Genomic DNA, 25,189 nt, shown 5'->3' with positions numbered 1-25,189 from the left:
GATTCTGGAAAGAGAGAATTATCAAATTAAATCTTATTTTGGAGGAACAAAAAATGAAACCAGATGTATCATTAGATTTTCAATTTACAAATTCAATCGAGCAGGTGTGGAACGCTTTAACAGATTCGGATACACTAGCGAAATGGATATGGAAAAATGACTTTAAACCAATCGTAGGACATAAATTTCAATTTAGAGCTGAGCCAAATGAGTGGTGGGATGGAGTTGTAGATTGTGAGGTACTCGAAGTGGACGAGCCTCATACATTATCTTACACATGGTTAAGTGCCGGAGAAAGCACTACTATTACATGGACTTTGAAAAAAGGTTCAGATGGAACTATCCATCTACATCTAGATCAAACTGGATTTAGTGAAGAAACAAAAGCACGCCAAGGAGCTATCGAAGGAGCTAAATATGCTTGGACCAATATGGGTGCCCAGCTTGGAAAAGTACTAGCAGAACAGTAAAAATGATATCTTCTTTCTCATTGATGCCTGATGTTCAGGACCAACTTTTTGAGTAGGTACTTGAATATATCAATCAAATAGAAACGATGAGGATTAATATTAACCGTTTATACTAATAAACCATTCTTTAACAGGGCGCAATTCCGTAGCAAGAATTGTGCTCTTTCTTATGATATGAGGTAATTCTGAAGCAAGAAGGAAGCCCTTTTTATTTCGCACTTAATGGAAAAAAATATAAAATAAGCGAGCAATTATCTGATATATAAGTGCAGACTAATTGCTGGAATTGTGCCATTAAATTGTTTCTTCAAAACGGTTTTAGAAATCTTCCTCTCAAGTTAGTATAAGATTGTCGATGAAAAAAACAACAAATTCAATTGAAGTTTTACAATTATGGCAATATTAAATTTACAGAATCGAGAGGGCATCATTATGAAAATCAATCAATTAATTGCAAATAATATTAACAATTTAGATGCCGTACTACCAGTAGATAAATCGTTAGGAATTGCTGGTTTGTCTGGATCTGGTAAAACGACTTTCTGTCAAACAATTGGTGAAGAATCCAAGAAGCGTCTCGTTTCTTTATTGCCAAAAGCTGAATATCAGTATTTATTTCCAACAATTATGGATACAAATTTTAGTGCCATCAAGATGGAAGAAATGCCTTTAGTCCTTTTCCTTGGAAAATCATCAATCTCTTCTAATCCGCGTTCTACAATTGGTACACATACAGGCGTATTTAAAGACATTCGTGTTACTCTTGCTGAAAAATTCAACCTGTCTCCAGAAGTTTTTTCATTTAATAATGAGTTAGGGTGGTGTCCAAGTTGTAAAGGTCGTGGAACAACTAAAAATGTCGAATGTCCTAAGTGTCAGGGGAAGCGCTATAATCAAGAAGTTGAGCAATATATGATGGAATTATTTGATAAACCACATAATATTGCCGATATTAACGACTTAAGCATTGAATCTATTATTTCACTTGCAGAAGTTTTAAATATTAGTGAAGGTAAACAACATATTCTCAAAAATATGATCAATATGAATATTGGTTACTTAACATTAAATCGCATTATGGGTACATTGTCAGGCGGAGAATTAACACGCCTGTACTTGGCAGAATTTATGGCATCAAGTGAAAATACCGTTATTATTATTGATGAAATATCTGTGGGTCTAGATCACCAAACGCTATTGAAAATTTTAGAACAGATTAAACAATTGGGCTATAAGAATCAAATTTGGCTCATTGATCATTCTGACACGGTGCTTGACGCAACGGATGAGCAATTGTTTTTTGGTCCAGGTAGTGGTAAATACGGCGGGAAAATTGTTGAAGAATCACCACGTCCAAAACCAATCATTTGGGAACAAAATGAAGCATTGCCAACAGGTTACTATCAATTCAAAGAGCTTTACTGTCGTAATATTCAAATGGCAGAAATTCAGATTCCTCAAAATAGACTTGTAACGTTTACGGGTGAATCAGGATGTGGTAAATCGACACTTGTTAATGAATGTATGGCCAAAGACTTTCTGAAGCGATATCCAAAAGATAAAATTGTCATGGTCGGGCAAGAACGAAACCAATCGATTACGAGTAGGTCAACAGTTGCGACGTTTCTTGATATAAAAAGGAAACTCACAAAATATAGTGAAGATATTAATGATATTTTTCAGCGCTCGATTGAAGATATTATTGATGAACTCCCAGAAGGAGATATCGCTCATAAACGCTTGAGTTTATTGATCAAACTTGGACTTGGTTATTTGACGTTGGAAAGAAAAACACAGTCCTTATCGACTGGTGAATTTCAATGTGTCCATTTAGTTTCGGAGCTGTTTGCCAACTCTAGAAACCCACATACGCTTTTTATTTTTGACGAGCCTTCAAAAGGTTTATCACAAAATATTTTAAATCAATTCATCGATAGTCTGAGAAGCATTTTGCAAGATGAAACTGTCTCAATAATAATGATTGAACATAATGCGTATATGCTAGAAAACTCTGATTTTATCGTTGATTTTGGTAAAAGACAGCTTGCACCTGTAGAGCATCTAGATGTTGTCAGACATGAAGACTATTATCGTCAAAAAAACAGTGAAGACAGAGTTGTTCCATTACGAATCTCTTCAACACTCAATCAACAAAATGGGGTTAACTACTTAAAAGAAAATCATATTGCCTATTTTAAAAATGCAGAAAACGTCTATAAGGGTGGCATCCTAAAAAGCTTATCATCAATTGCACGTTTGATTTATGGTGAATACGAATCGGAAACAATTGCACCCGTCATCGCTATTGATTTAGAGCGGCATTTGTATAGTCAATATAGTTTTCTTTATGAAATGGGAGGCTTGATCAACCATATTGTGGCAGCTCATCCGACCAATAAAAATACGAATAGCTTTGATTTCTATAATCAAGAAAACCATTGTCCATCCTGCTCTGGGCGCCAAGTAAGTGAAAAATTTGATATAGATATTGTTATTCAGGACAAAACCGTGCCATTCTGGGATGGCCTATTCCATCCAGAAGTGATGAAGGTTTTAAAATTCTATCAATATCCAAAATTGCAATTCCTCTTTGATGAGATTAAGAATGAGCTCGGTCAGGATTTAAGTAAAAGTTTTAATGACATGACGGAAGCAGAAAAACACACCTTTTTATATGGGTATTGGGAAAGGTCATTCTATGATAAAGCAGGCAAAGCTTCGAGGATTTGGGAAGGCTTTAATTTAATCATTGGCCGCTATATATTTGTATCTAAATCGATTATTAAAGAGCAAATAAAAGCATCTAAAGAGTTGATTACCTGTCCAATCTGTGAAGGAACCGTGCTAAACCATCATAAAAAGCTAAAATTTGACGACACGGATATTCGAAAGATTATTCAGCAGCCTATTGATCAAGTGTTGAAAACAGTTGGTAAGTTACAGATACTAGAAAAACTAAAAGCTATCGTCGGTGGTGATATGACTTTGACTGAAGATGTCTCCTTATTACCTAGGGGAACACAGGTTGCTTTGAAAATGTTTGAACTGGAGCAGGGAAGCTTTGCCCATTATGAAATGGTTTTACAAAATGTACTACCTTTTTGGGGCAGTATTAGCGGCAATATCGAATCCATCAGCATGAATAATCGGATCACCATCTGTGATTTTGAAAATATTACCGAAACGAGAGAAACGATCATTGATAAGTATTTCACCAATGGTAAATATAAAAAGCTTACCTATGTCTATGAAGCGTTTGGTTACAAAAAAATTGTCACTCAAATTAATAAGATTAAAAAAAGTCATCAATGTCCTTTCTGTAAAGGGAAGAAAGTAATTTCTGAAGATGGACTACATGATGGTGTGTATAAATTATCAGTACCATGTGTTAGTTGTTATGAAAGTGGCATCAATGATGAAGGGCGTAAGGAAATCGTAGATGGCATAGACGTGCAAACATGGTTAACTGGCAAAGTAAGTGATGTTGTTGCTGAAAGTCCAAATCTTGAGGCTGTAGCTCATATTCCAATTTTCAATCGTATTCGTGAGTTGAATAAGCGAGAGATGATGGGGATATATCAATTCCTTGAGCAAAATAATTAAATTAAATATAAAAAATGTGATATTTAAGTAAAGATTAGCTGTCACGCAATGAAGAAAACTCATTTGCAATAAAAAATTGCAAATGAGTTTTTATGCTATTCAGAAGAGGGATTGTTGGATTAAAATTGTCAACCTGGTTAGACAAAAGATTGGAGATTGGTTATGGACCCATGCATACTTGATTACAAACAACCATGAAGATTTGCAAGAGGAATTCATTAACTCCGATGTAAAGATAGTTCGTTCATTAAGTAATATAGAATACAACAATAAAGAATATGTGAATGAAGATATAGATGCTAGATGGATAGTATTTGGTATCAAACGAGGCTAGAATCGTATCTGATGCCTTTAATTTAGAAGAAAAAGTTATCATAATTGATTATAAGAGTCATATATTATAAAGAATTTTCTAAAATTTTCATTGACAATAGATTTCTAAAGTTGTAAATTAAGAATCAACAAAATAACTTTTTTCTTATCCAGAGAGGTGGAGGGACTGGCCCTATGAAATCTCAGCAACGGACGATGTACCGTGCTAATTCCAGAAGCGTATGCTTGAAGATAAGAAGAGCGCATGGACGTATCGCCAACCTCTTCTTATCAAGGAGAGGTTTTTTTGTTTTAAAAAAATGATGAGGTGATGGATATGTCAACAGAATTAATCAATGCACTACAAACGTTAAAGGAAAAGAAATGGATTGATTTAACACATACTTTTGGAGCAGAAACACCACGTTTCAACGCATTTAAAGGGTTAGAAAAAACAACTCTATTTTCACATGATGATGGCTTTTTTGCTCAGAATTTTGCATTTGCTGGACAGTATGGAACACATTTAGATGCACCTATTCACTTTGTTCGTGATGCTCGTTATTTAGAAGAATTAGATTTAAAAGAGCTTGCATTGCCACTTGTTGTAATAGATCATTCTAAAGATGCAGCAGAAAATCATGATTTCACCATTGCAGTTGAAGATATTTTGAAATTTGAGGCCGAACACGGAGAAATTGAGGCAGGTACATTTGTTGCTCTTCGTACGGATTGGAGCAAACGTTGGCCTGATGTTGAAGCATTTAATAACTTTGATGCAGATGGAAATCCACATGCACCAGGATGGTCAGTAGATGCACTTAAGTTCTTGTTTGAAGAGCGTCATATCAAAGCAGTAGGGCATGAAACTTTTGATACGGATTCTAGCATTTTATACCGTCAAAACAATGCATTACTAGGTGAACTATATGTATTGGAACAAGATACATATCAAGTAGAGTTGCTTACTAATCTAGACCAGCTACCTGCAAAAGGGGCTGTCATCTTTAACATCGTTCCTAAACCTGAGAAGGCTTCTGGCTTCCCAGTTCGATCATTTGCTATTCTGCCTTAAATATTCATCTAAAAAATACTAGCAAATGAATAATTGAAACTGAAGGTGAACTCTTTGGATATTAAAATTGATGATTTATCAAGAGATGAAGTTAAAGCGTTGTTGGAGGAGCATCTTCAAGGTATGGCACTAAATTCTCCACCAGAAAGTATACATGCGTTAACTATCGAGGAATTGAAAAAAACAGAAATTACTTTCTGGAGTGCATGGGAAGGCGGTGCATTAATTGGTTGCGGAGCACTAAAAGAACTGGATGCACACCATGGTGAAATAAAATCCATGCGTACTTCTTCATTATACTTACGGAGAGGCGTTGCAGGGCGTATGCTTGAGCATATTATTGAAGAGGCTAGGCACCGCAATTATAAGCGTTTAAGTTTAGAAACAGGTTCAATGGAGGCTTTTGAACCCGCAAAGAAGCTGTATTTGAAAAATGGGTTTCAATATTGTAGGCCATTTTCTAATTACATTGAGGATCCGAATAGTGTATTTATGACATTAGAGTTATAAGTATATTGATTAATCATTCTATTAACAAAAAGATTAAATAAAAAACAATAAGAGCATGTTTTGAATAATCTTCATTCAAAACATGCTTTTTCTTTTTGTTCTTCTATATTTTAGTTGGACAATACAAGGCACTCTTTTTAATATTAAGAAAGCTTTGCAGAACAGCGAATAGCAGCAGCAATGGTTTTTATTTTTTGCTCATTTGCTATTAATGCTTGTTGAGCTTCTTCTAATGTTACTAGTTCGAAATGAATTTTAGCACCTGTTTGTAACTGTGCAAGGCTAGCTAAATCAGCAGTAATGACTTGAACCATTTTCGGGTAACCACCAGTTGTTTGGCGATCAGCCATTAAAATAATCGGTTTACCACTAGGTGGGATTTGAACGGTACCAAACGTAACAGCCTCTGATAATAATTCGAATTTCTCTGTCAAAGATAATGCTGGTCCCTCAAAGCGGTACCCCATACGATCAGCCTCTGTAGAAAGCGTGTAGGAGTTGTTTGTTAAGCACTGCTGACTTTCGGTGGTAAAACTATCCCACTCAGTACTAGGCATCACTCGTATTGTTTGTTGTTGATTTAATGAGATTAATTCGTTGTAATTTACAGACCACGAAGCAGGACCTACTAGTTGTATTGCATATTGATGTATTTCTTTATTTTTTTTAGTATAAGGTCCGATTATTACTTCATCCTGCTTTTGTAATGCTCTGCCTTCAAATCCGCCCATGCCCGCCTTTAAATATGTACTTTTACTATTCATTACAGTAGGAACTTGAATACCGCCAGCAAAGCTTACATAAGCACGACAACCTTTGTGGGCTCTTTTAAACTTTAATACGTCTCCTTTTTTCACAATAAATGGACGCCAAAGTGGTGTTGGTTCGTTATTAATCGTTGCAGTTAAATCTCCACCTGTAAGTGCAATTAGGTGGTCATCATTAAATTGTAATACAGTCCCAAATAATGAAACCTCAATTACGGCTTCACTTTCTAGGTTACCTACAAGAATATTCGCAATTCTTAATGAATAAGCATCCATAGCTCCACTAACGATGACTCCATATTTTTGTGACCCGAATCTCCCTAAATCTTGGATGGTAGTTAATAAACCAGGTTTAACGATTGTAACTGTCATGATCTTGTCTCCTTCAATTGTTTGTATTCTTTTTCTGATATTGGTTTAAAGCGAATACAATCACCTGCTTGTAAAAGAGAAGGAGGTGTTTCATTTGGTAAAAATAAATCGAGTGGTGTACGACCGATAATTTGCCAGCCACCAGGTGTTTCAAATGGATAAATTCCCGTTTGTTTACCTGCAATCCCAACCGAAAGTGCGGGAATGGCAAGTCTAGGTGTTTCTTTTCGAGGTGTTGCTATAGCTTCATTCATGCCTCCCATAAAAGCAAAGCCAGGTGCAAAACCAAGCATATAAACAAGACACTCATTCGCACTATGTAATTGAATGACTTCATCAGTCGTTAAGCCATTGATTTTGGCTACATATTCTAAATCTGGGCCGTATTCACCACCATAGACAACGGGAATGTCAACTACTCTTTGCGTGTGTTGTTTAACTGTTGTCATTTGAGTGATCAGTTGTTGCACATACTGACATACAAAGCTATATGATGTTACATTTCCATTAACCTTAAAAAGAGTGTAAGGATTGTAGTAGATTGTAATATTTGTATATGCTGGAACAGCTTCAATAAAACCTTCAAATGGCTGTTCCTCAAGCAATGATGCTAAATTTTGTAAGATAGTACAGTTCGATGGATCAATCGTATTTCCGATTTGAACCATCACTGCTGAATCTCCTAAAGGTTTAAATTTCACATGTTTAAATTCTTCTCCCATAGTGTACAACCCCTCATTTTGCGTTTTAAACATTATAATCATATAGATACATAAAGGTAAATGACAAGTAAGATATTTACATTTGATAATTCACTATAGTGAGAAAGTTCAAAAATAAATGTTTTCAGAATAATGATTTAGTGATAATATAAATTTTGTGTTAGAAAAACTGACATTAAATTGATTTTGAATTAGTAAGGGGCTGAGAAAATGTTTCGTGTAGACTTGAATTGCGATTTAGGAGAAAGTTATGGTCAATACAAACTAGGGGAACAAGAAGAGATTTTAAATTATATTACTTCAGCTAATGTAGCATGTGGTTTCCATGCCGGAGACCCAACAGTGATGAGGGAAACTGTTAAAATGGCTATTGCAAAAGGGGTAAAAATTGGTGCTCATCCTGGATTACCAGATTTAAATGGCTTTGGACGTCGCCCAATGCAAATTACTCCTCAAGAAGGCTATGACATGGTCGTATATCAAATTGGTGCACTACAAGGGTTTTTATCTACTTGTGGAGAGAAAATGCAGCACGTAAAACCTCACGGAGCTTTATATAATATGGCTGCGAAAGACCAGGCATTATCTGAGGCTATAGCACAAGCTGTCTATGATGTCTCACCTGAACTTGTGTTATTTGGATTAGCTGGAAGTGAGTTAACGAAGGCAGGAGAAAAACTTGGTCTCCAAACAGCTCATGAAGTATTTTCTGACCGTACATATCAAGCGGATGGATCACTTACTTCACGTACACAATCAGATGCTTTAGTAACAGACGAAGAACAATCTGTAAATCAAGTCGTAACGATGGTCAAAGAAGGCTATATTGAGTCTCAACAACAAACGAAAGTATTATTGCGAGCGGACACTGTTTGTATCCATGGGGATGGAGTACATGCTCTTGCATTTGCAAAATATATTCGAAACACATTGGAGAAAAACAACATCAACGTTCAAGCATTTCACGTATAAAAAGGGGTTTTCATATGACAAAGGTTAACTTAGATCAAGGGCAAGGGAGAAAGAAAGTAGGACGCAGCGTCTTATTAGGAGCTGCTTTCCTTATGGCAACATCAGCGATTGGACCAGGGTTTTTAACACAAACGACGGTCTTTACACAACAATTAGGTGCTAGTTTTGCCTTTGTTATTTTAGTTTCACTTATTTTAGATGTCTTCGCTCAAATGAATGTTTGGCGTATCATCGCAGTATCAGGTATGCGTGGTCAAGAGATTGCCAACAAAGTACTTCCTGGTTTAGGTATGGTATTAGCCATCATGATTGTTATTGGTGGTCTAGCATTTAATATTGGTAACGTTGCAGGAGCTGGTCTAGGATTAAATGCTATGCTCGGCTTAGATCCGATTACGGGTGCAGTAATAAGTGCAATTTTTGCAATTTTCATTTTCCTTGTAAAAGAGGCAGGTAAAGCGATGGATAAGGTTGCACAAGCAGCTGGCTTTATCATGATTTTACTAATGATGTACGTTGCTTTTACAACATCGCCTCCAGTTGGTGATGCATTAGCTAATACATTTACACCTGAAAAACTGGATATTTTATCAATCGTAACTTTAGTTGGAGGAACAGTTGGCGGTTACATTGTATTCGCCGGTGGCCACCGCTTACTTGATGCAGGTGTTAAAGGTATAGAATCTTTACCAGATGTAACAAAGAGTTCTGTAACGGGTATTGCTGCTACAGGTATTATGCGTGTAGCTCTGTTTTTAGCAGTATTAGGTGTTGTACACCAAGGTTTAGCAATTGACCCTGCTAACCCACCGGCTTCTGTCTTTAAATTAGCTGCAGGTGAAATCGGTTATCGTATGTTTGGTGTTATTATGTGGGCTGCAGCTATTACTTCTGTAGTAGGTGCTGCATATACATCAGTATCATTTATTCGTTCATTCCATCCATTAATTGAAAAATATCATAACTGGGTAATTATCGCCTTTATCGTTGTATCAACTATCACATTTGCATTCGTTGGTAAACCTGTGAAAATTCTAGTTTTAGTAGGAGCAATCAATGCAATAATCTTACCGCTTGCACTTGGTACGTTATTGATCGCAGCATATAAAAAAGATGTTGTTGGTAATTATAAGCATCCGATGTGGTTAACCATCCCTGGTATTTTTGTTGTAGTTGTTATGGCTGTACTTAGCGTTCGTACACTTATTATCGAATTACCAAAACTATTTAGCTAGTGAAAAAGAAAGGGGAATTGTGATGACACAATACGATACGATGACTCCAGATGCTATTCGAGCATTAATTCGAAATGGTGAATTGACTGGACCAACAGCAGGTATGGCTAAAGGCTATACGCAAGCAAACTTAGTGATTTTAAAGAAAGAGTATGCTTATGATTTCTTATTATTCTGTCAACGCAATCCAAAATCTTGTCCACTAGTAGATGTATCCGATATTGGGTCGTATACACCTAACTCTATTGCATCTGATGCAGATATTCGCAAAGATATTCCGAGATATCGAATATATCGTGATGGTGTTTTTACTGAAGAAGTAACCGATGTTACAGATTATTGGGAAGATGATATGGTATGTTTCCTACTAGGATGTAGCTTCACTTTTGAAACACCACTTCTTGCAAGTGGTATTCCAGTAAGACATATAGAAGAAGGCTGTAATGTACCTATGTATAAAACGAATATCCCATGTGAAAAAGCAGGTATTTTCGAAGGCCCAATGGTTGTTAGTATGCGTCCTATGAAACATGCCGATGTAATCCGAGCTGTACAAATTACTTCTCGCTTTCCAGATGTTCATGGCGCACCGATTCATATCGGAGATCCAAGCCGAATTGGGATTACAGATGTAAATACTCCTGATTTTGGAGATGCTGTAACGATCAAAGAAGATGAGGTTCCGGTATTTTGGGCTTGTGGTGTTACGCCTCAAGCTGTAGCGATGGAAAGTAAACCAGCTATAATGATTACGCACGGACCAGGCTGCATGTTCATTAGTGATTTAAAAGATGATAATTTAAGCGTACTTTAAGTTTTATAGCGCCCTCAAGTTAGAAACATAACTTAAGGGCGCTTTTTTATATATCTTTAGCTTATTTTATGCCACTAAATCCACAATCTATGTCCAATATTTCAAGTATAAAGTGGTGAACCACTTTATACTTGAAATTAGCTTGCTCAGCGCCAAATGGGATGCCACCTCTAACTTGTTCTAGATAACGTTGAATTACATCTTGTAGTTGCCAGTTTGTTGTTTTTAAAGGTATTCCTTCTTTTACCTCTCAACCTAAATGAGTAAATAGGGTTCCTCTTAGCTACTTCGGAAATAAACCATCATAGCATTAATTACCATTTATTATAATTTAATGTTTTTATACAAAAATAATACTTATTTCTTTAGTTTACATAATAATATTATGTAAACTAAACTCTATACTTTCAATTTTTTAAATGAGAACGTATTATTATAAAAGCAACTTATTTTTAATATGTTGTGATTCTTCACAAAGGAGATTGTTATATGAATGATAAGCGATTTAAGATTGCGCATCGTGAAGCCATCATTGGGGTGATTCTTGTAATCATCAATTTTAGTATTTGGTTTGGCTTTGCTTATGGGATGGGATCAGGAGATCCGTCTTCTTATACATATGTACTTGGTTTTCCAGCGTGGTTTTTCTATAGCTGTATTGCAGGTACTATTTTCATGGTCATCCTTATAATTTTCGTCATTAAATTCCTCTTCAAAGATGTGCCATTTGACGATGAGGAGGGTGAACACAAATGATACATTGGCAAGTGATTATTCCATTAGTTGTTTTTCTAGTAGTTATTTTTGGAATTGGGATATGGGCGAATCGCCAAGTCATGCAATCAAATTCGTTCTTGCAAGAATATTTCCTTGGCGGACGTGAAATGGGTGGCTTCTTACTTGCGATGACAATGATGGCCACTTACGGAAGTGCTGGTAGTTTTATTGGTGGACCAGGTGTTGCCTATAATACAGGCCTCGGTTGGGTACTTTTGGCCATGGCACAGTTACCAGCAGGTTACTTCGTTCTAATGATTCTCGGTAAAAAATTTGCAATTATTGCACGTAAATATCAAGCAATAACACTAATTGATTTTTTACGAGAACGATATCAAAGCAAAATAGTTGTCATTGTATCTGCAATCAGTATTATTTTATTTTTATTTGCTTCTATGGCAGCTCAGTGGATTGGTGGAGCGCGATTAATTGAGTCATTAACAGGCTTAAACTATTCTACTGCATTGTTTATCTTTGCAGGTGCTGTATTAATTTATGTGATTATTGGCGGTTTCCGTGCAGTAGCATTAACAGATGCAGTACAAGGTTCTGTAATGGTCATTGGGACAGTTATTTTACTTGTCGCTACGGTTATTGCTGGTGGTGGAATATCGAATATCATGAGTGATTTAGTAGCTGAAAATCCAAACCTTGTATCTCCTTATGGGGCAGATCGTAGTTTAACGCCATTATATGTTTCGACATTTTGGATTTTAATTGGGATAGGTGTTATTGGCTTACCTCAAATTGCCGTTCGTGCCATGTCATATAAAAACTCAAAAGGCATGCATACAGCCATTATCATTGGCACAATTGCACTTGCTACAGTTATGTTTGGCATGCATTTAATCGGTGTACTAGCACGTCCAGTATTACCAGGCGTAGAAATAGGCGATAAAGTGATGCCTTTACTAACGCTAAAAGTATTACCCCCTTATTTAGCAGGAATTGTTCTAGCTGCTCCAATGGCGGCCATTATGTCTACCGTCAATGCTTTACTTATTTTAGTAAGTTCAACTGTGGTAAAGGATATTTACTTAAACTATATAAAACCAACTGCATCAGATGCACAGATTAAAAAAGCAAGTTTCTATGTGACTACAGTTATTGGGATAGCAGTGGTACTAGTAGCTCTACGTCCACCAGATTTACTTATTTGGCTGAACTTATTTGCTTTCGGTGGATTGGAATCTGTATTCTTATGGCCGGTTGTATTTGGTCTCTACTGGAAAACAGGAAACAAATACGGTGCAATTGCATCGATGATTATCGGGATTTCATCTTATATCTACATTGATCAAATAATGCCAAGTGTATTAGGTATGCATACGGTTACGTTGCCGATTATCTTATCTTTAGTAGCATTTGTTGTAGTAAGTCTTGTTACGAAGGACAAAGTTAAGACTGGGACATCGATTATTTAATATAAAACACCAAACTTTCAATTAAAAAGTTTGGTGTTTTTATGTTGAAAAAACGGTAAATATTTTTTGATGAATCAATTGACAGATAACTCTGACTGTTATATAGTAATAAAAAATAATTAATTTGTTATATAACAGGAGGGTATCCACATGGAAATGTATAGAGAAGGTTATGAAACGTATTGTCTAGCTTGTGAAAATTATGGTATGGAGTCGATGAATTTTTATCTTTACGTGAGAAACTTAACAGTAGAGCAGTTAAACGCATTCAATCAACATACGAAGGGAAGCGATGATTACGAAGTCTGATGCCATAGTAATTTTATAAAAACCCTACCCTTTGCTAAAAACAGGTAGGGTTTTATTATGTTTTTATTGTTTTAATACGAAAAAGTCTGAATTTTAATACAATAAAAAATATTAATTTACATTCTAAAACTTTTATGAAATACTTTAGATTAATAGACAATTAAATAGTTCTTATAAGAGTGCTTATGTTGATCATAAGCTAAAAGGGAAATCGGTGTAAATCCGATGCAGCCCCGCTACTGTAAGTGAGGATGAAATTGTTGCAAACCACTGGTGCATGTATAATGCGCTGGGAAGGAACAAGAGTAAATAGATACACAAGCCAGGAGACCTGCTTTTATAATGTAGTTTCAATCTTCGAGGGGGAGATTTGGAGCATCGAAGGCCTTTTTGTATATAACTGTACATTTTTCTGGCATTTCGCCGTCCAAAATCTCTTTGCATTGTGTAAAGGGATATTTTTTTGCCCTTTTACATTTTTTTGTATCCTTTTGAAGTGAAAACTACTAATAATTCACAAAAAGATATGGGGGATTTCAACATGTACAAAAGTAAATGGGTAAGAAAATGGGCAGCACCAATCGGTATGGCAAGTTTATTAGCGTTTTCACAACTACCAGGACAATTGTCGACAGTAACCGCTGCAGAAAATACGTCAGCGACAGTTCAAGTACCAGCGAAAGATGTCAGTTATAAAAACGTTCTAAATTCAACAGCGGCATTTTTACTACAACAAGTGCCGAATCCATCATTTGGTGATGAAGACTACGTAACTGATTTCGCTCGTGCTAGCGTACCAGTTCCATCTAAATACTATGAAACTTATTACAATAATCTAGTCAAAGAGGTTAAAAGTAAAGATGGCAAAATCTCTGAAGACGTTGGTAAATATTCAAAAGTCATTATTGCACTAACAGCAATCAACAAAGATCCACGTAATATTGGGGGATATGATTTAGTTAAGTCTATGTATGATACATATTTAGCTACAGAAAAAGCAGAAAAATTAACTAATGGGAATAAATTTCATTTCTTAAATGCTATTGATACGAAAAATTATGATTTATCAACGGAATCGAAATATGCAGAGATTACAAGAACTAAATTAGTAAATGATTTAGTAAAAGATCAATTTGAAGATGGATCATTTGCGTGGGCTCTAGATTATGGATCTGATAAAGATTCAACATCAATGACGGCTACGGCTTTAGCACCTTATACAAAGGATGACAAGGTAAAAGCAGCAGTTGAAAAAGCAAATGATTATTTAGGTAAAGAACTAGGTGAACAAGGTGGTTTCTACTCAGAGTGGGCAAAAGGTGACAGCCCTGAAACGGTATCTCAATTCATCATCAATTTAACGTCTAATCAAACAAATCCAAAGACGGATCCACGTTTCGTCAAAGGTAATGGTAACTGGGCTGTTTCTAACCTAGTAAGTTTTGTAGATAGTGCTACAGGTGGATTAAAAAGCGGTTTATCACTTAAAATTCCAAACTTAATGTCTTCAGATCAAGGATTACGTGCACTTGCTGCATATGACCGCTTTGTAAAAGGCAAAAACCGTATTTATGATATGTCTGATGCTGCAGAGTCACTTAAATTTGACATTACAGCACCTGAAGTAGCAACAGCTAATAAAGTTAGTGATCAAACAACAATTGTTAAAGGCAAAGCTGAAGCAGGAGCGAAAGTTACGATTTATAACGGCTCTAAGCTACTAGCATCAACTACTGCATCTACAAAAGGCACATACTCTTTAACAATCAAAAAGCAAAAAGCTAATTCAACATTGAAAATTTATGTTACAGATGCATCTAAAAATAAGAGCAAAGCATTCACATTAAAAGTAGCTGATAAAACGGCTCCTAAAGCACCATCAGTTAAAAAAGTAACAAAGTCGACTAATAAAGTGACTGGTACAGCTGAAAAAGATGCAAAAGTGTATGTACTAAAAGGTAAAACGTCTATCGGTAAAGGTACTGTAAATAGTAAGGGGCAATTTACTGTTAAAATTAAAAATCAAAGAGCTAATACTAAATTAACAGTCTATGCCAAAGACAAGGCTGGTAACAAAAGTAACGCGACAAAAGTAACGGTTAAAACGAAATAACTTGAAAGATCTAGGAAGGGTGTTGGAGTTTATCTCCAGCACCCTATTCCCATCTATAAGAAGAGGTGCGATATATGAAAAAATTAATACCGTTATGGCTAATGATGATTCTCTCATTGATCATTATCACTGGCTGTAAGATTCAATCAGTTGAAGAATATAATAATCAAACTGAGCAAGAACAAAGTGTTGATGGAGCAAGTGAGACTAAGGTAATCGTTAAAGGAGATAAAGGTGAAGTATCCACAAAGGAAGAAATAGAAAAGGATTCAACAATAGATGCTAAAAAGCCAAATAACGAAGAAGAGAAAAAGACCGAAACAAAGCAAAAGGAACAAAAAAATGAAGCAAAGGTAACGCCAAAAAAAGAACAACCAACTAGCACATCTAAAACTGAATCAACACCAACTTCGAAAACACCTAGTAAAGATACTTCGACTAGTTCAAATAAAGAGAAGCCAGATAAAAGTCCAGCACCATCTAAGGATAAATCACCGTCAAAAGATCAAAAGCCAGACAAAGATAAAAAACCCGAAAATAATAACGTCGCTCAAAAGCCAAGTAAGCCTAATAAAGAAGATGAAAAGAAAAAAGAATATGTGACCATCTCCATTAGTGCTGCAACATTGCTGACACATTGGGATATGTTAAAACCTGCATTACAAAGTGAAAAATACGTCCCAAAAAACGGCGTTATTTTAAAGTCAACTAAATATGAAATCTTAAACGAAGATGAAACGGTTTGGTCTATTTTAAGACGTGCGACAAATGAACATGGTATTCATCTTGAGTATGAAGGAGCGGGTGAAAATCAATATGGGTCGGTCTATATTGAAGGCATGAATCATTTATATGAATTTGATGCAGGTGATCTAAGTGGCTGGATGTATTCTGTAAACGGTCAGTTCCCTAGTTATGGGGTTAGCGCAGTTACTGTGAAAAATGGAGACAATATTCAATTCCAATACACTGTTGATCTAGGTCGCGACATAGGTAAATAATGATTAAAGAGGAGTACTATGCATCATGAAAGCATTTGAAACGTATCACCCCATTGTCCTTTTCGCATATTTTGCATCTGTCATCGGACTTTCCATGTTCTATATGCATCCAGTTTATTTACTCATTACATGTATTGGAGCAATTACATTAAGTCTATTACTGAATAGAAAATCATTTGTTAGCGGCTTAAAATTTTTCGTGCCGATGTTTTTTATCGCTGCAATTATTAATCCACTTATTAGTCATGATGGGGAAATCATTCTATTTTACATAGATTATAATGCTATAACATTAGAGGCTATTGTTTATGGATTTGCGATGTCGATTATGATCTGTTCAGTCATTTTTTGGTTTGGTTGTTATAACGTTGTAATGACATCCGATAAATTTCTTTATTTATTCGGTAAGGTATCTCCCGCACTAGCGCTGGTCATTTCATTAACATTACGTCTTGTCCCGCGTTTTAAACATCAAATTACTATTATTTCACATGCACAAAAAACAATAGGCATGGATATTTCAGCCGGCAACCCATGGCAAAGAGTAAAAAGCGGGATTCGCATTATCTCCATTCTTATAACTTGGGCGCTTGAAAATGCAATTGAGACGGCTGATTCGATGAAAGCACGTGGTTATGGCTTGAAAAACCGTTCCACATTTTCATTATTCGTTTTTGAAAAAAGAGATGGGCTTTTGCTTGGGATCATATTAACACTTCTTTTAACGAATATTATTGGCAGTTACTTTGGTATGACGACGTATTATTTTTATCCAACGTTTACTGAATTAGCTTTTACTCCAATTAGCATAGGACTTTATATTTCTTATGCTAGTTTACTAGTAATACCTATTGTGATTGAAATTCGGGAGGCAATTAAATGGCGCTCATTGAAATACAACATGTAAATTTCCAATATCCAGACAAACACGAGCGAGTATTAGATGATATCAATTTAATAATTGAAGAAGGTGAATTTGCTGTTCTTTGTGGTACATCTGGCTGCGGTAAAAGTACGTTATTAAAACATTTAAAAAGAGAGATAGCTCCTCATGGAGATAAATCAGGGACTATACTTTATGCGGGTATTGCATTGGCCGATTTACCTGATCGCGTGGCAGCTTCTGAAATAGGTTTTGTTATGCAAAATCCAGAAAATCAAATTGTCACTGATAAAGTGTGGCATGAGTTGTCTTTCGGTCTAGAAAATTTAGGATTAGACACGATGACAATTCGACGTAGAGTGGCTGAAATGGCGAATTTCTTCGGTATTCAGCAGTGGTTTAGAAAAAGTACGATGGAATTATCAGGCGGCCAAAAGCAACTGCTAAATCTTGCAGCGATTATGGCAATGCAACCCAAATTATTGATTTTAGATGAACCGACATCTCAGCTTGATCCAATTGCGGCTACGGAATTCATCGGTACTTTGCAAAAGTTAAATAAAGAACTTGGATTAACAATTATTCTTGTAGAACATCGCTTAGAAGAGGTTTTCCCAATAGCAGATCGCGTTGTGGTCATGGAAAAAGGGCGCATTATTTGTAATGATTCCCCGCAGGATGTTGCACAGCAATTAAAAGCATTCGATGCCTCTCATCCAATGATGCTAGGCTTACCAACACCAGTGCGTATTAATAATGCATTGCAAATCAATGACATTGTTCCACTAACCATAAGAGATGGTCGAAATTGGCTAACAAAGCACTTTACTAATGAATTACGAGCTTTAGAAAGTAAATTGAGTTCAGAGATTCCACCTGATGACATTGTCTTGGAAGTTAAAGAAGCATGGTTCCGTTATGAAAAGAATGCTCAAGATGTATTAAGAGGTTTCTCCATGCAAGTACGTGCTGGGGAGATTGTTAGTATTTTAGGGGGGAACGGTACAGGGAAAACAACTGCACTAGGTGTAATGTCAGGTTTATATAAACCGTATCGAGGAAAAGTCTTCATCAATGGTAAATCCATTAAAAAGTTTTCAAATGGCGAATTGTATCGAAATAATTTAGCTGTTTTACCACAGGACCCATTAACACTACTCGTTGAAAAGAAAGTACAACTTGAATTCGATAGTATAATAGACGTCTTAGGCATCTCAAAAGAGGCAGCCAATGTACAGTTGAATGAAATTATCACAACACTTAATATCGGACATTTATTAGATAGTCATCCATATGATTTGAGCGGGGGAGAACAACAAAAAGTTGCTTTAGCAAAAGTCTTGTTACTAAACCCTAAAATAATCCTTCTAGACGAACCTACAAAGGGCATTGATGCATATTCTAAGGAAATATTCGCCGAAGTACTACAAGCGCTTAAAAAGCGTCGTGTGGCCGTTGTAATGGTTACACATGATATTGAGTTTTCAGCGCAATATTCTGACCGTTGTGCAATGTTCTTTGATGGCAATATTGTTTCTGAGGATGAACCAAAACTGTTTTACAGTGGAAATAATTTTTATACAACTGCAGCGCATCGAATGTCGCGTCATTTATATGATTTTGCAGTGACAAGTGAGGACGTGATTTCGTTATGCAAGCACAATCAACAGCTCGAGCAGACAACTACTCCCGTAAACGTCTAATTTTCTCCAGTATCATCATTTTTGTAGTTATTCCAATCGTCATGCTTATTGGAGTGACTACCTTAAATGATCGTAAATACAATCTTATATCTATGATTATCGTATTATTAGCATGTGTGCCATTCTTTGTTTCATTTGAAAGAAGAAAACCACAAGCACGAGAAATTTTAACGATAGCTGTTATGTCGGCTATTTCCGTTGCAGGTCGTGCAGCATTCATTTGGATTCCAGCTTTCAAGCCAGTGACGGCCATTACAGCCATTACCGGATTTGCTTTCGGAGCGGAAGCAGGTTTTCTTACAGGAGCGACATCTGCCATAGCATCGAACATCTTTTTCGGACAAGGTCCTTGGACGCCATTTCAAATGTTTACATGGGGAATCCTTGGTTTTATCGCTGGTCTATTAGGACAAAAAGGTTGGATGAAAAGTAAAATAGCACTTATTATTTATGGGGTTTTTGCTGGAATAATGTATTCCTTCTGTATGGACATTTGGACGGTCATTTCTTATGATGGATTGTTTTCTTGGAAAAGGTATTTAATTGCAATGTCAACAGCTATTCCGTTTACGATTGTCTATGTAGTATCAAATGTCGTTTTTTTACTCGTTTTAGCCAAACCGATTGGTGAAAAATTAGAACGAATAAAAGTGAAATACGGGATGTTGAACAACTAGAAAAGAACAAGAACTGTTTCGAAAGTCGTAAATCTAGACTTTTAAAACAGTTCTTTTTTTGATACAGCTTGCTTTCAATTTCAATCAGCATTCTTCGTTTTCTATGTCTGTTTCGATATCAATGACAGACTTAATGAACAATCGAACATCCGGACTCGAAGATCTTTTTTGCTTATAAAAAGGATAAGATAAACATTGCCGGAATTATGTTGAAATTGCAATTCTTCCAGTAAGGAGGGTTACACGTATTCTTTACTTATGAAACACGTAATCTTCATAGAGCTAAAAATATATTAAATTTGTGAAAGTCTATTAAGTAGAATAAAATATACATAATATTAGACTTTATGCTAAAAAATGAAGAAAGGGGGTCTCATAACAGTGAAGAAGAAATTATGGAAAAATATTAGTATTTCATGTCTTGCTTTAACAGCTTTATGGACCTTATCCGATAACCATCAATCCGCTTACGCTGAAGAAGATACAATCAATGCGTTGATCTCATATAAGAATGAAGAAGGTAAGCAGAAGGTGTTAGGTGACGTGGAAGATGTCAATGAAGTACTGCATAACGTGGAAATGGTTGAGGCAACTTTAACTGAACAGCAATTATCTGAACTAAAAAAAGATCCGAACATTGAATTTGTTGATACAAAAGAAGCACCTATGACTTTAGCTGATTTGGATACACCGGTTCAACCTTTGTTAGTACCTACTTGGAATCTAAGTTTAATTAATACACCTGTAGCATGGGATAGCGGTATTTTTGGCAATAAAGTAAAAGTAGCAATTATTGATACAGGGATTAACCTCATTGATGATTTGCCAAATGTTGCGAGAAGAGTATCCTTTGTAAGGGATATGCCAGAAACAACCATTAAAGAATCAGACAATGTGGATCGTGGAGGTATAAGAAATAATGGTCACGGTACATCAGTAGCTGCAGTCATTGGAGCGAGAGTTGGTGGCTATTTAAAAGACCAAAAAACAAGTGATGTTATTGGGGTTGCACCAAATGTTCAATTGTATTCCTTGAAATATGCGGATGGCACAACGAGTGGGACTACAACAGAAATCGTCAAATCAATTGACTGGGCAATTGCAAACAAAATGGACATTATTAATATTTCATCTGGATTATATATTGATGTACCTGCACTACGAAATGCTATTCAAAAAGCTTATAACGCCGGTATTTTAATTGTTGCATCAGCTGGAAATGATGGCAATGACAGAAATGTTACGTATCCTGCAAGATATAGTCAAGTTATTGCCGTTTCATCTGTTAGTGCTAAACAAAAGATTAGTTCGTTCTCAAATACAGGGTCATCAATGAATCTTACTGCTCCAGGTGAAGCTGTACCAACGATAAATAAGGATGGCAAATTGATTTATGCTAGCGGTACTTCCTATGCAGCTCCTCATGTTACAGGGATTCTCGCACTATTAAAACAACAATATCCATTTTTATCAGCGAAAGAATTACGTGCAAAATTAGATGAACAGGCAATTGACCTTGGTATAACAGGTATTGACAATTTATATGGGCATGGTCTAGTTCAATACCCACAAGCCGAAGACTCAGTCATTGAAGATTTGGTTGATCCTCAAATTGAAAAAGTAACCGATCATACAGCGACTGTTAGTTTTTCATTACCAAATGATACGAACGTTAAAAAAGTAGCCATTTTTTTAGATGATAAACTAGTAACAACCACTACTTCAAATAAATATACAATGAAAAAATTACAGGCTTCAAAAGACTATAAGATTACTTTGAAAGTTGTAAGTCGAGACGGAAGATCATCCAATGGTACAGACCTGCAATTGCATACGTTAAAGGACATCAGCCCCCCTGCTGAGGTGACAAAATTAATAGCTTCATCAATTAAAATTAATGCTGCAACGATTAATTGGAGAAAGCCGTCAAGCGAAGACTTTAAACAGTCTAAAATATACGTAAATAATAAAAAAGTGGCTACGACGAAAGAATCTACATATACAATACGTAATCTGAACCCTAGTCAAACGTATAAAATCGAAGTGAAAACAGAAGACGAATCTAAAAATATATCGAAAGGTGTAGCAATCATCATTCAAACACCTCTGAAGAAAGTCTTACATTCACCTTCAGTAAAAAAGGTATCTGATCGGAGTATAAATGTAAGCGGTACTGCCGAAGCAAATACGACTTTTTTAATTTATAAAGGCAATAAAAAAATAGCTCAAGCTACTGTCCAATCAAATGGTAGCTATATTGCTGCTATAAAAAAACAAGAGGCTAATAGTCAATTAACCGTCTATATTACAGATAAACAAGGCAATTCGAGCCCAGTAAAAAGATTGACAGTTATAGATAAAACGGCACCAGCTAAGCCAAAAGTAAATAAGGTAACAAGTCACTCAACAATCATAACGGGTACTGCTGAACCGTTTTCAATAATTGAAATGAATAAAGGGAAAACGATATTGGCTAAAACCGAAGTGAAATCTTCAGGTAAATTCACTTTGAAAATTAAAAAGTTAAAGAGAAATTCAACTGTTTCTTTTTATGCTATTGATCAAGCACATAATCGTAGTAAAAGTACTTTAGTTAATGTGCAATCATAGAAAAAGGCGCCTCCATATAGGTCTCTTATCCTCTTAAACCGCTTAATCTAAGTGGTTGATAATAAAAGGGGAGGGGAGTATATATGGGGGTATATTTTTTGTTGAACATATGGACTAACGAGGTTTATAATAAATGTAAATAAAACTATTAAATGGAAGGTGTTGTATATGAAAGAAAAAACGTTTCAACAAACTGTTGGCTTTAGCATTAGGGACACTGTAGCACTATATTGGCTATTCAAAACACAACAAACGGAATGTTATTCTGTTGAAATACATAAAACCTTTCAAAATAACTTCCCCGGACGCCCAGTTGGCTATGAATATGTTGCACGCATTGCTAAACAACTAGAAGCAGATGGGGCTTTAAAAGTGAGACAAGAACAAAAACGTCTATTTTATCATGCTACTGATCTAGGTATTGAACGACTCCGCAGATATGAAAAACTTTATGTCCAGCAATTCCATGAAATCGTACTCGTATTGGATCGTTTTTATTACGCCTTAACAAAAAATGGGGAAAAACCAGAAGCACCTAACCATCCGCTTCCTGAAGAATTTCGTGCTTATTTCTCAAAACTTATATCAGTAAAGGATATCGTACGCTATTTGGCACTTAAACTAAGTCAAACAAGATCATCCTTTTATATGGCAGAAGTAGGTCAACAACTAGAAGATGTGTTTGGGTGGACTCCTTCAAACGGTTATTTATATCAAATCGCACGTGAAATGGAAGAAACGAATTTACTCGTAGGTTACTGGCCTGATGAAAGACGTACTATACGGAAATTAAAAGGAACAGACGCTGGGACGGCATTTTATGATGTCATTGCTAAATCATTAGAAGATAGAATAACAACGACTCGACATTACTTACGATATATGCTTGCATTTTTTCAAAACAAATCGGAATAGATAATGTTTATATATCTCCTTATAGGGAAATATACACTAGAACGTATAATATATAAGGAGTTGTTTTCTTTATGAATGATTTAAACGATAATATTCTGTCTATTTTAAAAGATAGTAAAGTTGGGACAATGGCTACAGTGCATAATAACAAACCGTATTCATGCTACATGACCTTTTTTAATGATGATTTGACTCTCTACACAGCAACAAGTAAAGAGACAACTAAATATGATACTCTGCACGAAAATCCTTTTACACACATATTACTTGGCTATGACGGTAACGGTTTTGGCGATGCCTATGTAGAGTATGAAGGAAAAGTCACTCAATTTGATGATGAAAGTAAGAAAACGAAGATTCTAAGTAAGCTATCAGGATTAATATTTGATAAACCTGAAGAAATGGTCATTTTGAAAATTGATCCTGAACGAATTACACTTCTAAATAAAAAAGGTGAGCCTCCGCAAGAGTTAGAAATTAAATAAAAAGATTAAATTGTTGAATTTATTATAAAATGAGTAACTTGATTGTATAAGCATAAACTCATAAAATCGCACATCATATGGAGATTACCATATTAAGGAAATGTGGTTATAGCCAAAAAGCGCGGTTATAACTAAATTGTTAAGAATTGAAGCCAAAATCTATAATTGTAAAGATTTTGGCTTCTTAATGTAAAAAAGATCTGGGAGCACCTACTCCCAGAGCAATGTTTCTCTATATTAATCAATATATTTATTCACAAATCCCCAGACTGTATTCCAATACTTCTCAGGATCTACTTTTTCAGCTTCTCCATGACCTGCCCCTGGAATAATTAATTTTCCTTTTTCAACATTAGCTGCGTTATATACTTCATCTAGCATTTCGTAAGGGACAAATGTATCTTTATCGCCATGGATAAATAGCATAGGTGTTTTACTCTTCGCCACTTGTTTGACTGCAGAGGCTTCAGTTAAATCATACCCTGCACGAATTTTCGTTATAGTGTTAGCCGCGTTCATAACAGGGAACTTAGGTAAATTAAACAAGTCATCAAGCTGGTATGTAAATACATCTATAACAGATGAATAACCACAATCTTCAACAATTACTTTGACATTTGAAGGTAATTTTTCGCCAGAGGTCATCATGACAGTGGCCCCTCCCATGGAAATTCCGAATAAGACAATTTCAGCTTTTGGATCTTTATCAGTAATTGTCTTGATCCATAAAAGCATGTCTTTTCGATCATCCCATCCCATGCCGATGTAATCTCCATCGCTTTCTCCGTGTCCACGAAGATCTGGTGCTATCACATTGTATCCTTTTTCATAAAAATTACGTATCCATCGAACCATCAGCGTGTTATTCGAAGTATATCCATGATCGATAATGACCCATTTATGATCTGTATTGTTGTTTTCATATAAATGACCTTTTAATGTTAATTTATCTGAAGAAACAATACTTGTTGTAATAGGTGGATGTTCTTTGGAAAAGGCAACATCCGCTAATTCACTTGTTTTTGCTACTTCTGCTGAAACAGCTTTTGATTTAGCTAAATGTGGATTACCTGTTAAAAATTCTTTTTCCGTATTAGCATTTAAAGCAAAATTGTAAAAATAATTTCCTACTAAGCCATAAGCAATGACTAATATAACGATAATTACTGAAGAAATAATACTGAATTTTTTCATAAGACACTTCCTTTATACTGAACTATTAATATTTTAATAGTTCAAAGTATAGCATATGTAGTAATTTGAAATAGTTTTGTTACCATAGCATTTTATAAGTTGCCTAAGTGTTGTTTTACTTCAATAAGAAGTCTCCATAAATTAATGATTGAATTTTAAGACACTTCTCTTTATAATAAATGCAAGTAACATTTTACCACAATTGTATAACAGAACTCGTAGATAAGGATTAGTACTTAAGGAATG

The 25,189-nt window shown here is 35.5% G+C and carries 21 protein-coding genes, 2 riboswitches and 1 other annotated feature (1 of these 24 cut by a window edge); of the genes, 18 read left to right on the top strand and 3 right to left on the bottom strand.

The window, feature by feature from the left end; translation table 11 throughout:
• Positions 1-53: 53 nt before the first annotated feature.
• The 4 genes from MKY02_RS11320 (at position 54) to MKY02_RS11305 (ending at position 5,970) form a co-directional block, all read left to right on the top strand.
• Complete coding sequence (locus MKY02_RS11320) at positions 54-470, top strand: SRPBCC family protein (RefSeq protein ID WP_246832412.1); 417 nt, start codon at positions 54-56, stop codon at positions 468-470.
• 432 nt (positions 471-902) lie between these two features.
• Positions 903-4,073: an ATP-binding cassette domain-containing protein gene (locus MKY02_RS11315; protein ID WP_340711193.1), complete on the top strand. Its 3,171-nt coding sequence runs from the start codon at positions 903-905 to the stop codon at positions 4,071-4,073.
• Positions 4,074-4,548: 475 nt separating this feature from the next.
• Positions 4,549-4,644, top strand: a riboswitch (SAM riboswitch).
• A gap of 78 nt (positions 4,645-4,722) precedes the next feature.
• Positions 4,723-5,460, top strand: a complete 738-nt coding sequence (locus tag MKY02_RS11310; protein ID WP_038181602.1) for a cyclase family protein — start codon at positions 4,723-4,725, stop codon at positions 5,458-5,460.
• Positions 5,461-5,514: 54 nt separating this feature from the next.
• Complete coding sequence (locus MKY02_RS11305) at positions 5,515-5,970, top strand: GNAT family N-acetyltransferase (RefSeq protein WP_076065053.1); 456 nt, start codon at positions 5,515-5,517, stop codon at positions 5,968-5,970.
• Between the two features lie 143 nt (positions 5,971-6,113).
• Here MKY02_RS11305 and MKY02_RS11300 read toward each other — a convergent pair whose 3' ends face one another.
• Positions 6,114-7,109, bottom strand: a complete 996-nt coding sequence (locus MKY02_RS11300) for a 5-oxoprolinase subunit C family protein (RefSeq protein ID WP_038181606.1) — start codon at positions 7,107-7,109, stop codon at positions 6,114-6,116.
• Positions 7,106-7,831 (bottom strand): 5-oxoprolinase subunit PxpB, encoded by a 726-nt coding sequence (pxpB, locus tag MKY02_RS11295; protein ID WP_038181611.1) that lies wholly within the window; start codon positions 7,829-7,831, stop codon positions 7,106-7,108. Before pxpB ends, MKY02_RS11300 begins: the two co-directional genes overlap by 4 nt.
• A 210-nt stretch (positions 7,832-8,041) precedes the next feature.
• On the opposite strand from pxpB, the gene MKY02_RS11290 reads away from it, so the two are divergent.
• The 14 genes from MKY02_RS11290 to MKY02_RS11225 all read left to right on the top strand — a co-directional run bounded on the left by MKY02_RS11290 (position 8,042) and on the right by MKY02_RS11225 (position 23,749).
• On the top strand, positions 8,042-8,803 hold the full coding sequence (locus tag MKY02_RS11290) for a LamB/YcsF family protein (protein WP_076035297.1): 762 nt from the start codon (positions 8,042-8,044) through the stop codon (positions 8,801-8,803).
• A gap of 14 nt (positions 8,804-8,817) precedes the next feature.
• On the top strand, positions 8,818-10,038 hold the full coding sequence (locus tag MKY02_RS11285) for an NRAMP family divalent metal transporter (RefSeq protein ID WP_076035298.1): 1,221 nt from the start codon (positions 8,818-8,820) through the stop codon (positions 10,036-10,038).
• Positions 10,039-10,060: 22 nt separating this feature from the next.
• Positions 10,061-10,852 (top strand): putative hydro-lyase, encoded by a 792-nt coding sequence (locus MKY02_RS11280; protein WP_076035299.1) that lies wholly within the window; start codon positions 10,061-10,063, stop codon positions 10,850-10,852.
• A gap of 489 nt (positions 10,853-11,341) precedes the next feature.
• Positions 11,342-11,608, top strand: a complete 267-nt coding sequence (locus MKY02_RS11275; RefSeq protein WP_038181624.1) for a YhdT family protein — start codon at positions 11,342-11,344, stop codon at positions 11,606-11,608.
• Positions 11,608-13,053, top strand: coding sequence for a sodium/pantothenate symporter (gene panF, locus MKY02_RS11270; protein WP_179078258.1), 1,446 nt, complete (start codon positions 11,608-11,610; stop codon positions 13,051-13,053). The genes MKY02_RS11275 and panF overlap by 1 nt, the downstream gene beginning before the upstream one ends.
• Before the next feature lie 150 nt (positions 13,054-13,203).
• Positions 13,204-13,362 (top strand): hypothetical protein, encoded by a 159-nt coding sequence (locus MKY02_RS11265; RefSeq protein WP_038181633.1) that lies wholly within the window; start codon positions 13,204-13,206, stop codon positions 13,360-13,362.
• Between the two features lie 160 nt (positions 13,363-13,522).
• A riboswitch (cobalamin riboswitch) is annotated at positions 13,523-13,715 on the top strand.
• A 188-nt stretch (positions 13,716-13,903) separates the two neighbouring features.
• Positions 13,904-15,475 carry an Ig-like domain-containing protein gene (locus tag MKY02_RS11260; protein WP_340711191.1) on the top strand — a complete coding sequence of 524 codons (1,572 nt, stop codon included), beginning with the start codon at positions 13,904-13,906 and terminating at the stop codon, positions 15,473-15,475.
• Between the two features lie 74 nt (positions 15,476-15,549).
• Positions 15,550-16,476 (top strand): DUF4430 domain-containing protein, encoded by a 927-nt coding sequence (locus tag MKY02_RS11255; RefSeq protein WP_076035302.1) that lies wholly within the window; start codon positions 15,550-15,552, stop codon positions 16,474-16,476.
• Between the two features lie 25 nt (positions 16,477-16,501).
• Positions 16,502-17,383 carry an energy-coupling factor transporter transmembrane component T gene (locus tag MKY02_RS11250; RefSeq protein WP_076035303.1) on the top strand — a complete coding sequence of 294 codons (882 nt, stop codon included), beginning with the start codon at positions 16,502-16,504 and terminating at the stop codon, positions 17,381-17,383.
• Positions 17,356-19,062, top strand: a complete 1,707-nt coding sequence (locus MKY02_RS11245; protein WP_340711188.1) for an ABC transporter ATP-binding protein — start codon at positions 17,356-17,358, stop codon at positions 19,060-19,062. The genes MKY02_RS11250 and MKY02_RS11245 overlap by 28 nt, the downstream gene beginning before the upstream one ends.
• Positions 19,011-19,739: an ECF transporter S component gene (locus tag MKY02_RS11240; protein ID WP_076035305.1), complete on the top strand. Its 729-nt coding sequence runs from the start codon at positions 19,011-19,013 to the stop codon at positions 19,737-19,739. The genes MKY02_RS11245 and MKY02_RS11240 overlap by 52 nt, the downstream gene beginning before the upstream one ends.
• 381 nt (positions 19,740-20,120) lie before the next feature.
• Positions 20,121-22,349, top strand: a complete 2,229-nt coding sequence (locus MKY02_RS11235) for a S8 family peptidase (RefSeq protein WP_076035306.1) — start codon at positions 20,121-20,123, stop codon at positions 22,347-22,349.
• Positions 22,350-22,517: 168 nt separating this feature from the next.
• A complete protein-coding gene (locus MKY02_RS11230; protein ID WP_340711186.1) occupies positions 22,518-23,264 on the top strand; it encodes a hypothetical protein in 747 nt (248 codons plus the stop codon).
• 71 nt (positions 23,265-23,335) lie between these two features.
• Positions 23,336-23,749, top strand: a complete 414-nt coding sequence (locus tag MKY02_RS11225; RefSeq protein WP_038181647.1) for a pyridoxamine 5'-phosphate oxidase family protein — start codon at positions 23,336-23,338, stop codon at positions 23,747-23,749.
• Between the two features lie 237 nt (positions 23,750-23,986).
• Here the strand turns inward: MKY02_RS11225 and MKY02_RS11220 are convergent, their stop codons facing one another.
• Positions 23,987-24,943 carry an alpha/beta hydrolase gene (locus MKY02_RS11220; RefSeq protein WP_038181650.1) on the bottom strand — a complete coding sequence of 319 codons (957 nt, stop codon included), beginning with the start codon at positions 24,941-24,943 and terminating at the stop codon, positions 23,987-23,989.
• 210 nt (positions 24,944-25,153) lie between these two features.
• Positions 25,154-25,189 (top strand) — a binding site (T-box leader); it runs 176 nt beyond the window's last position.

It is taken from the genome of Viridibacillus sp. FSL R5-0888 (assembly GCF_038009105.1).
In the GTDB taxonomy this organism is placed as follows: Bacteria; Bacillota; Bacilli; order Bacillales_A; family Planococcaceae; genus Viridibacillus; species Viridibacillus arenosi.
The sequence above is the reverse complement of the archived record's forward strand: the minus strand, read 5'-3'. Positions and strand labels throughout refer to the sequence as shown.

What these genes read in the sequence shown, in the direction of transcription:
- MKY02_RS11320 (WP_246832412.1), top strand. Translation starts at nt 54, where the DNA reads ATGAAACCAGATGTATCATTAGATTTTCAATTTACAAATTCAATCGAG.
- MKY02_RS11315 (WP_340711193.1), top strand. Translation starts at nt 903, where the DNA reads ATGAAAATCAATCAATTAATTGCAAATAATATTAACAATTTAGATGCC.
- MKY02_RS11310 (WP_038181602.1), top strand. Translation starts at nt 4,723, where the DNA reads ATGTCAACAGAATTAATCAATGCACTACAAACGTTAAAGGAAAAGAAA.
- MKY02_RS11300 (WP_038181606.1), bottom strand. Translation starts at nt 7,109, where the DNA reads ATGACAGTTACAATCGTTAAACCTGGTTTATTAACTACCATCCAAGAT.
- pxpB (WP_038181611.1), bottom strand. Translation starts at nt 7,831, where the DNA reads ATGGGAGAAGAATTTAAACATGTGAAATTTAAACCTTTAGGAGATTCA.
- MKY02_RS11290 (WP_076035297.1), top strand. Translation starts at nt 8,042, where the DNA reads ATGTTTCGTGTAGACTTGAATTGCGATTTAGGAGAAAGTTATGGTCAA.
- MKY02_RS11285 (WP_076035298.1), top strand. Translation starts at nt 8,818, where the DNA reads ATGACAAAGGTTAACTTAGATCAAGGGCAAGGGAGAAAGAAAGTAGGA.
- MKY02_RS11280 (WP_076035299.1), top strand. Translation starts at nt 10,061, where the DNA reads ATGACACAATACGATACGATGACTCCAGATGCTATTCGAGCATTAATT.
- MKY02_RS11275 (WP_038181624.1), top strand. Translation starts at nt 11,342, where the DNA reads ATGAATGATAAGCGATTTAAGATTGCGCATCGTGAAGCCATCATTGGG.
- MKY02_RS11265 (WP_038181633.1), top strand. Translation starts at nt 13,204, where the DNA reads ATGGAAATGTATAGAGAAGGTTATGAAACGTATTGTCTAGCTTGTGAA.
- MKY02_RS11260 (WP_340711191.1), top strand. Translation starts at nt 13,904, where the DNA reads ATGTACAAAAGTAAATGGGTAAGAAAATGGGCAGCACCAATCGGTATG.
- MKY02_RS11255 (WP_076035302.1), top strand. Translation starts at nt 15,550, where the DNA reads ATGAAAAAATTAATACCGTTATGGCTAATGATGATTCTCTCATTGATC.
- MKY02_RS11250 (WP_076035303.1), top strand. Translation starts at nt 16,502, where the DNA reads ATGAAAGCATTTGAAACGTATCACCCCATTGTCCTTTTCGCATATTTT.
- MKY02_RS11245 (WP_340711188.1), top strand. Translation starts at nt 17,356, where the DNA reads ATGGCGCTCATTGAAATACAACATGTAAATTTCCAATATCCAGACAAA.
- MKY02_RS11240 (WP_076035305.1), top strand. Translation starts at nt 19,011, where the DNA reads ATGCAAGCACAATCAACAGCTCGAGCAGACAACTACTCCCGTAAACGT.
- MKY02_RS11230 (WP_340711186.1), top strand. Translation starts at nt 22,518, where the DNA reads ATGAAAGAAAAAACGTTTCAACAAACTGTTGGCTTTAGCATTAGGGAC.
- MKY02_RS11225 (WP_038181647.1), top strand. Translation starts at nt 23,336, where the DNA reads ATGAATGATTTAAACGATAATATTCTGTCTATTTTAAAAGATAGTAAA.
- MKY02_RS11220 (WP_038181650.1), bottom strand. Translation starts at nt 24,943, where the DNA reads ATGAAAAAATTCAGTATTATTTCTTCAGTAATTATCGTTATATTAGTC.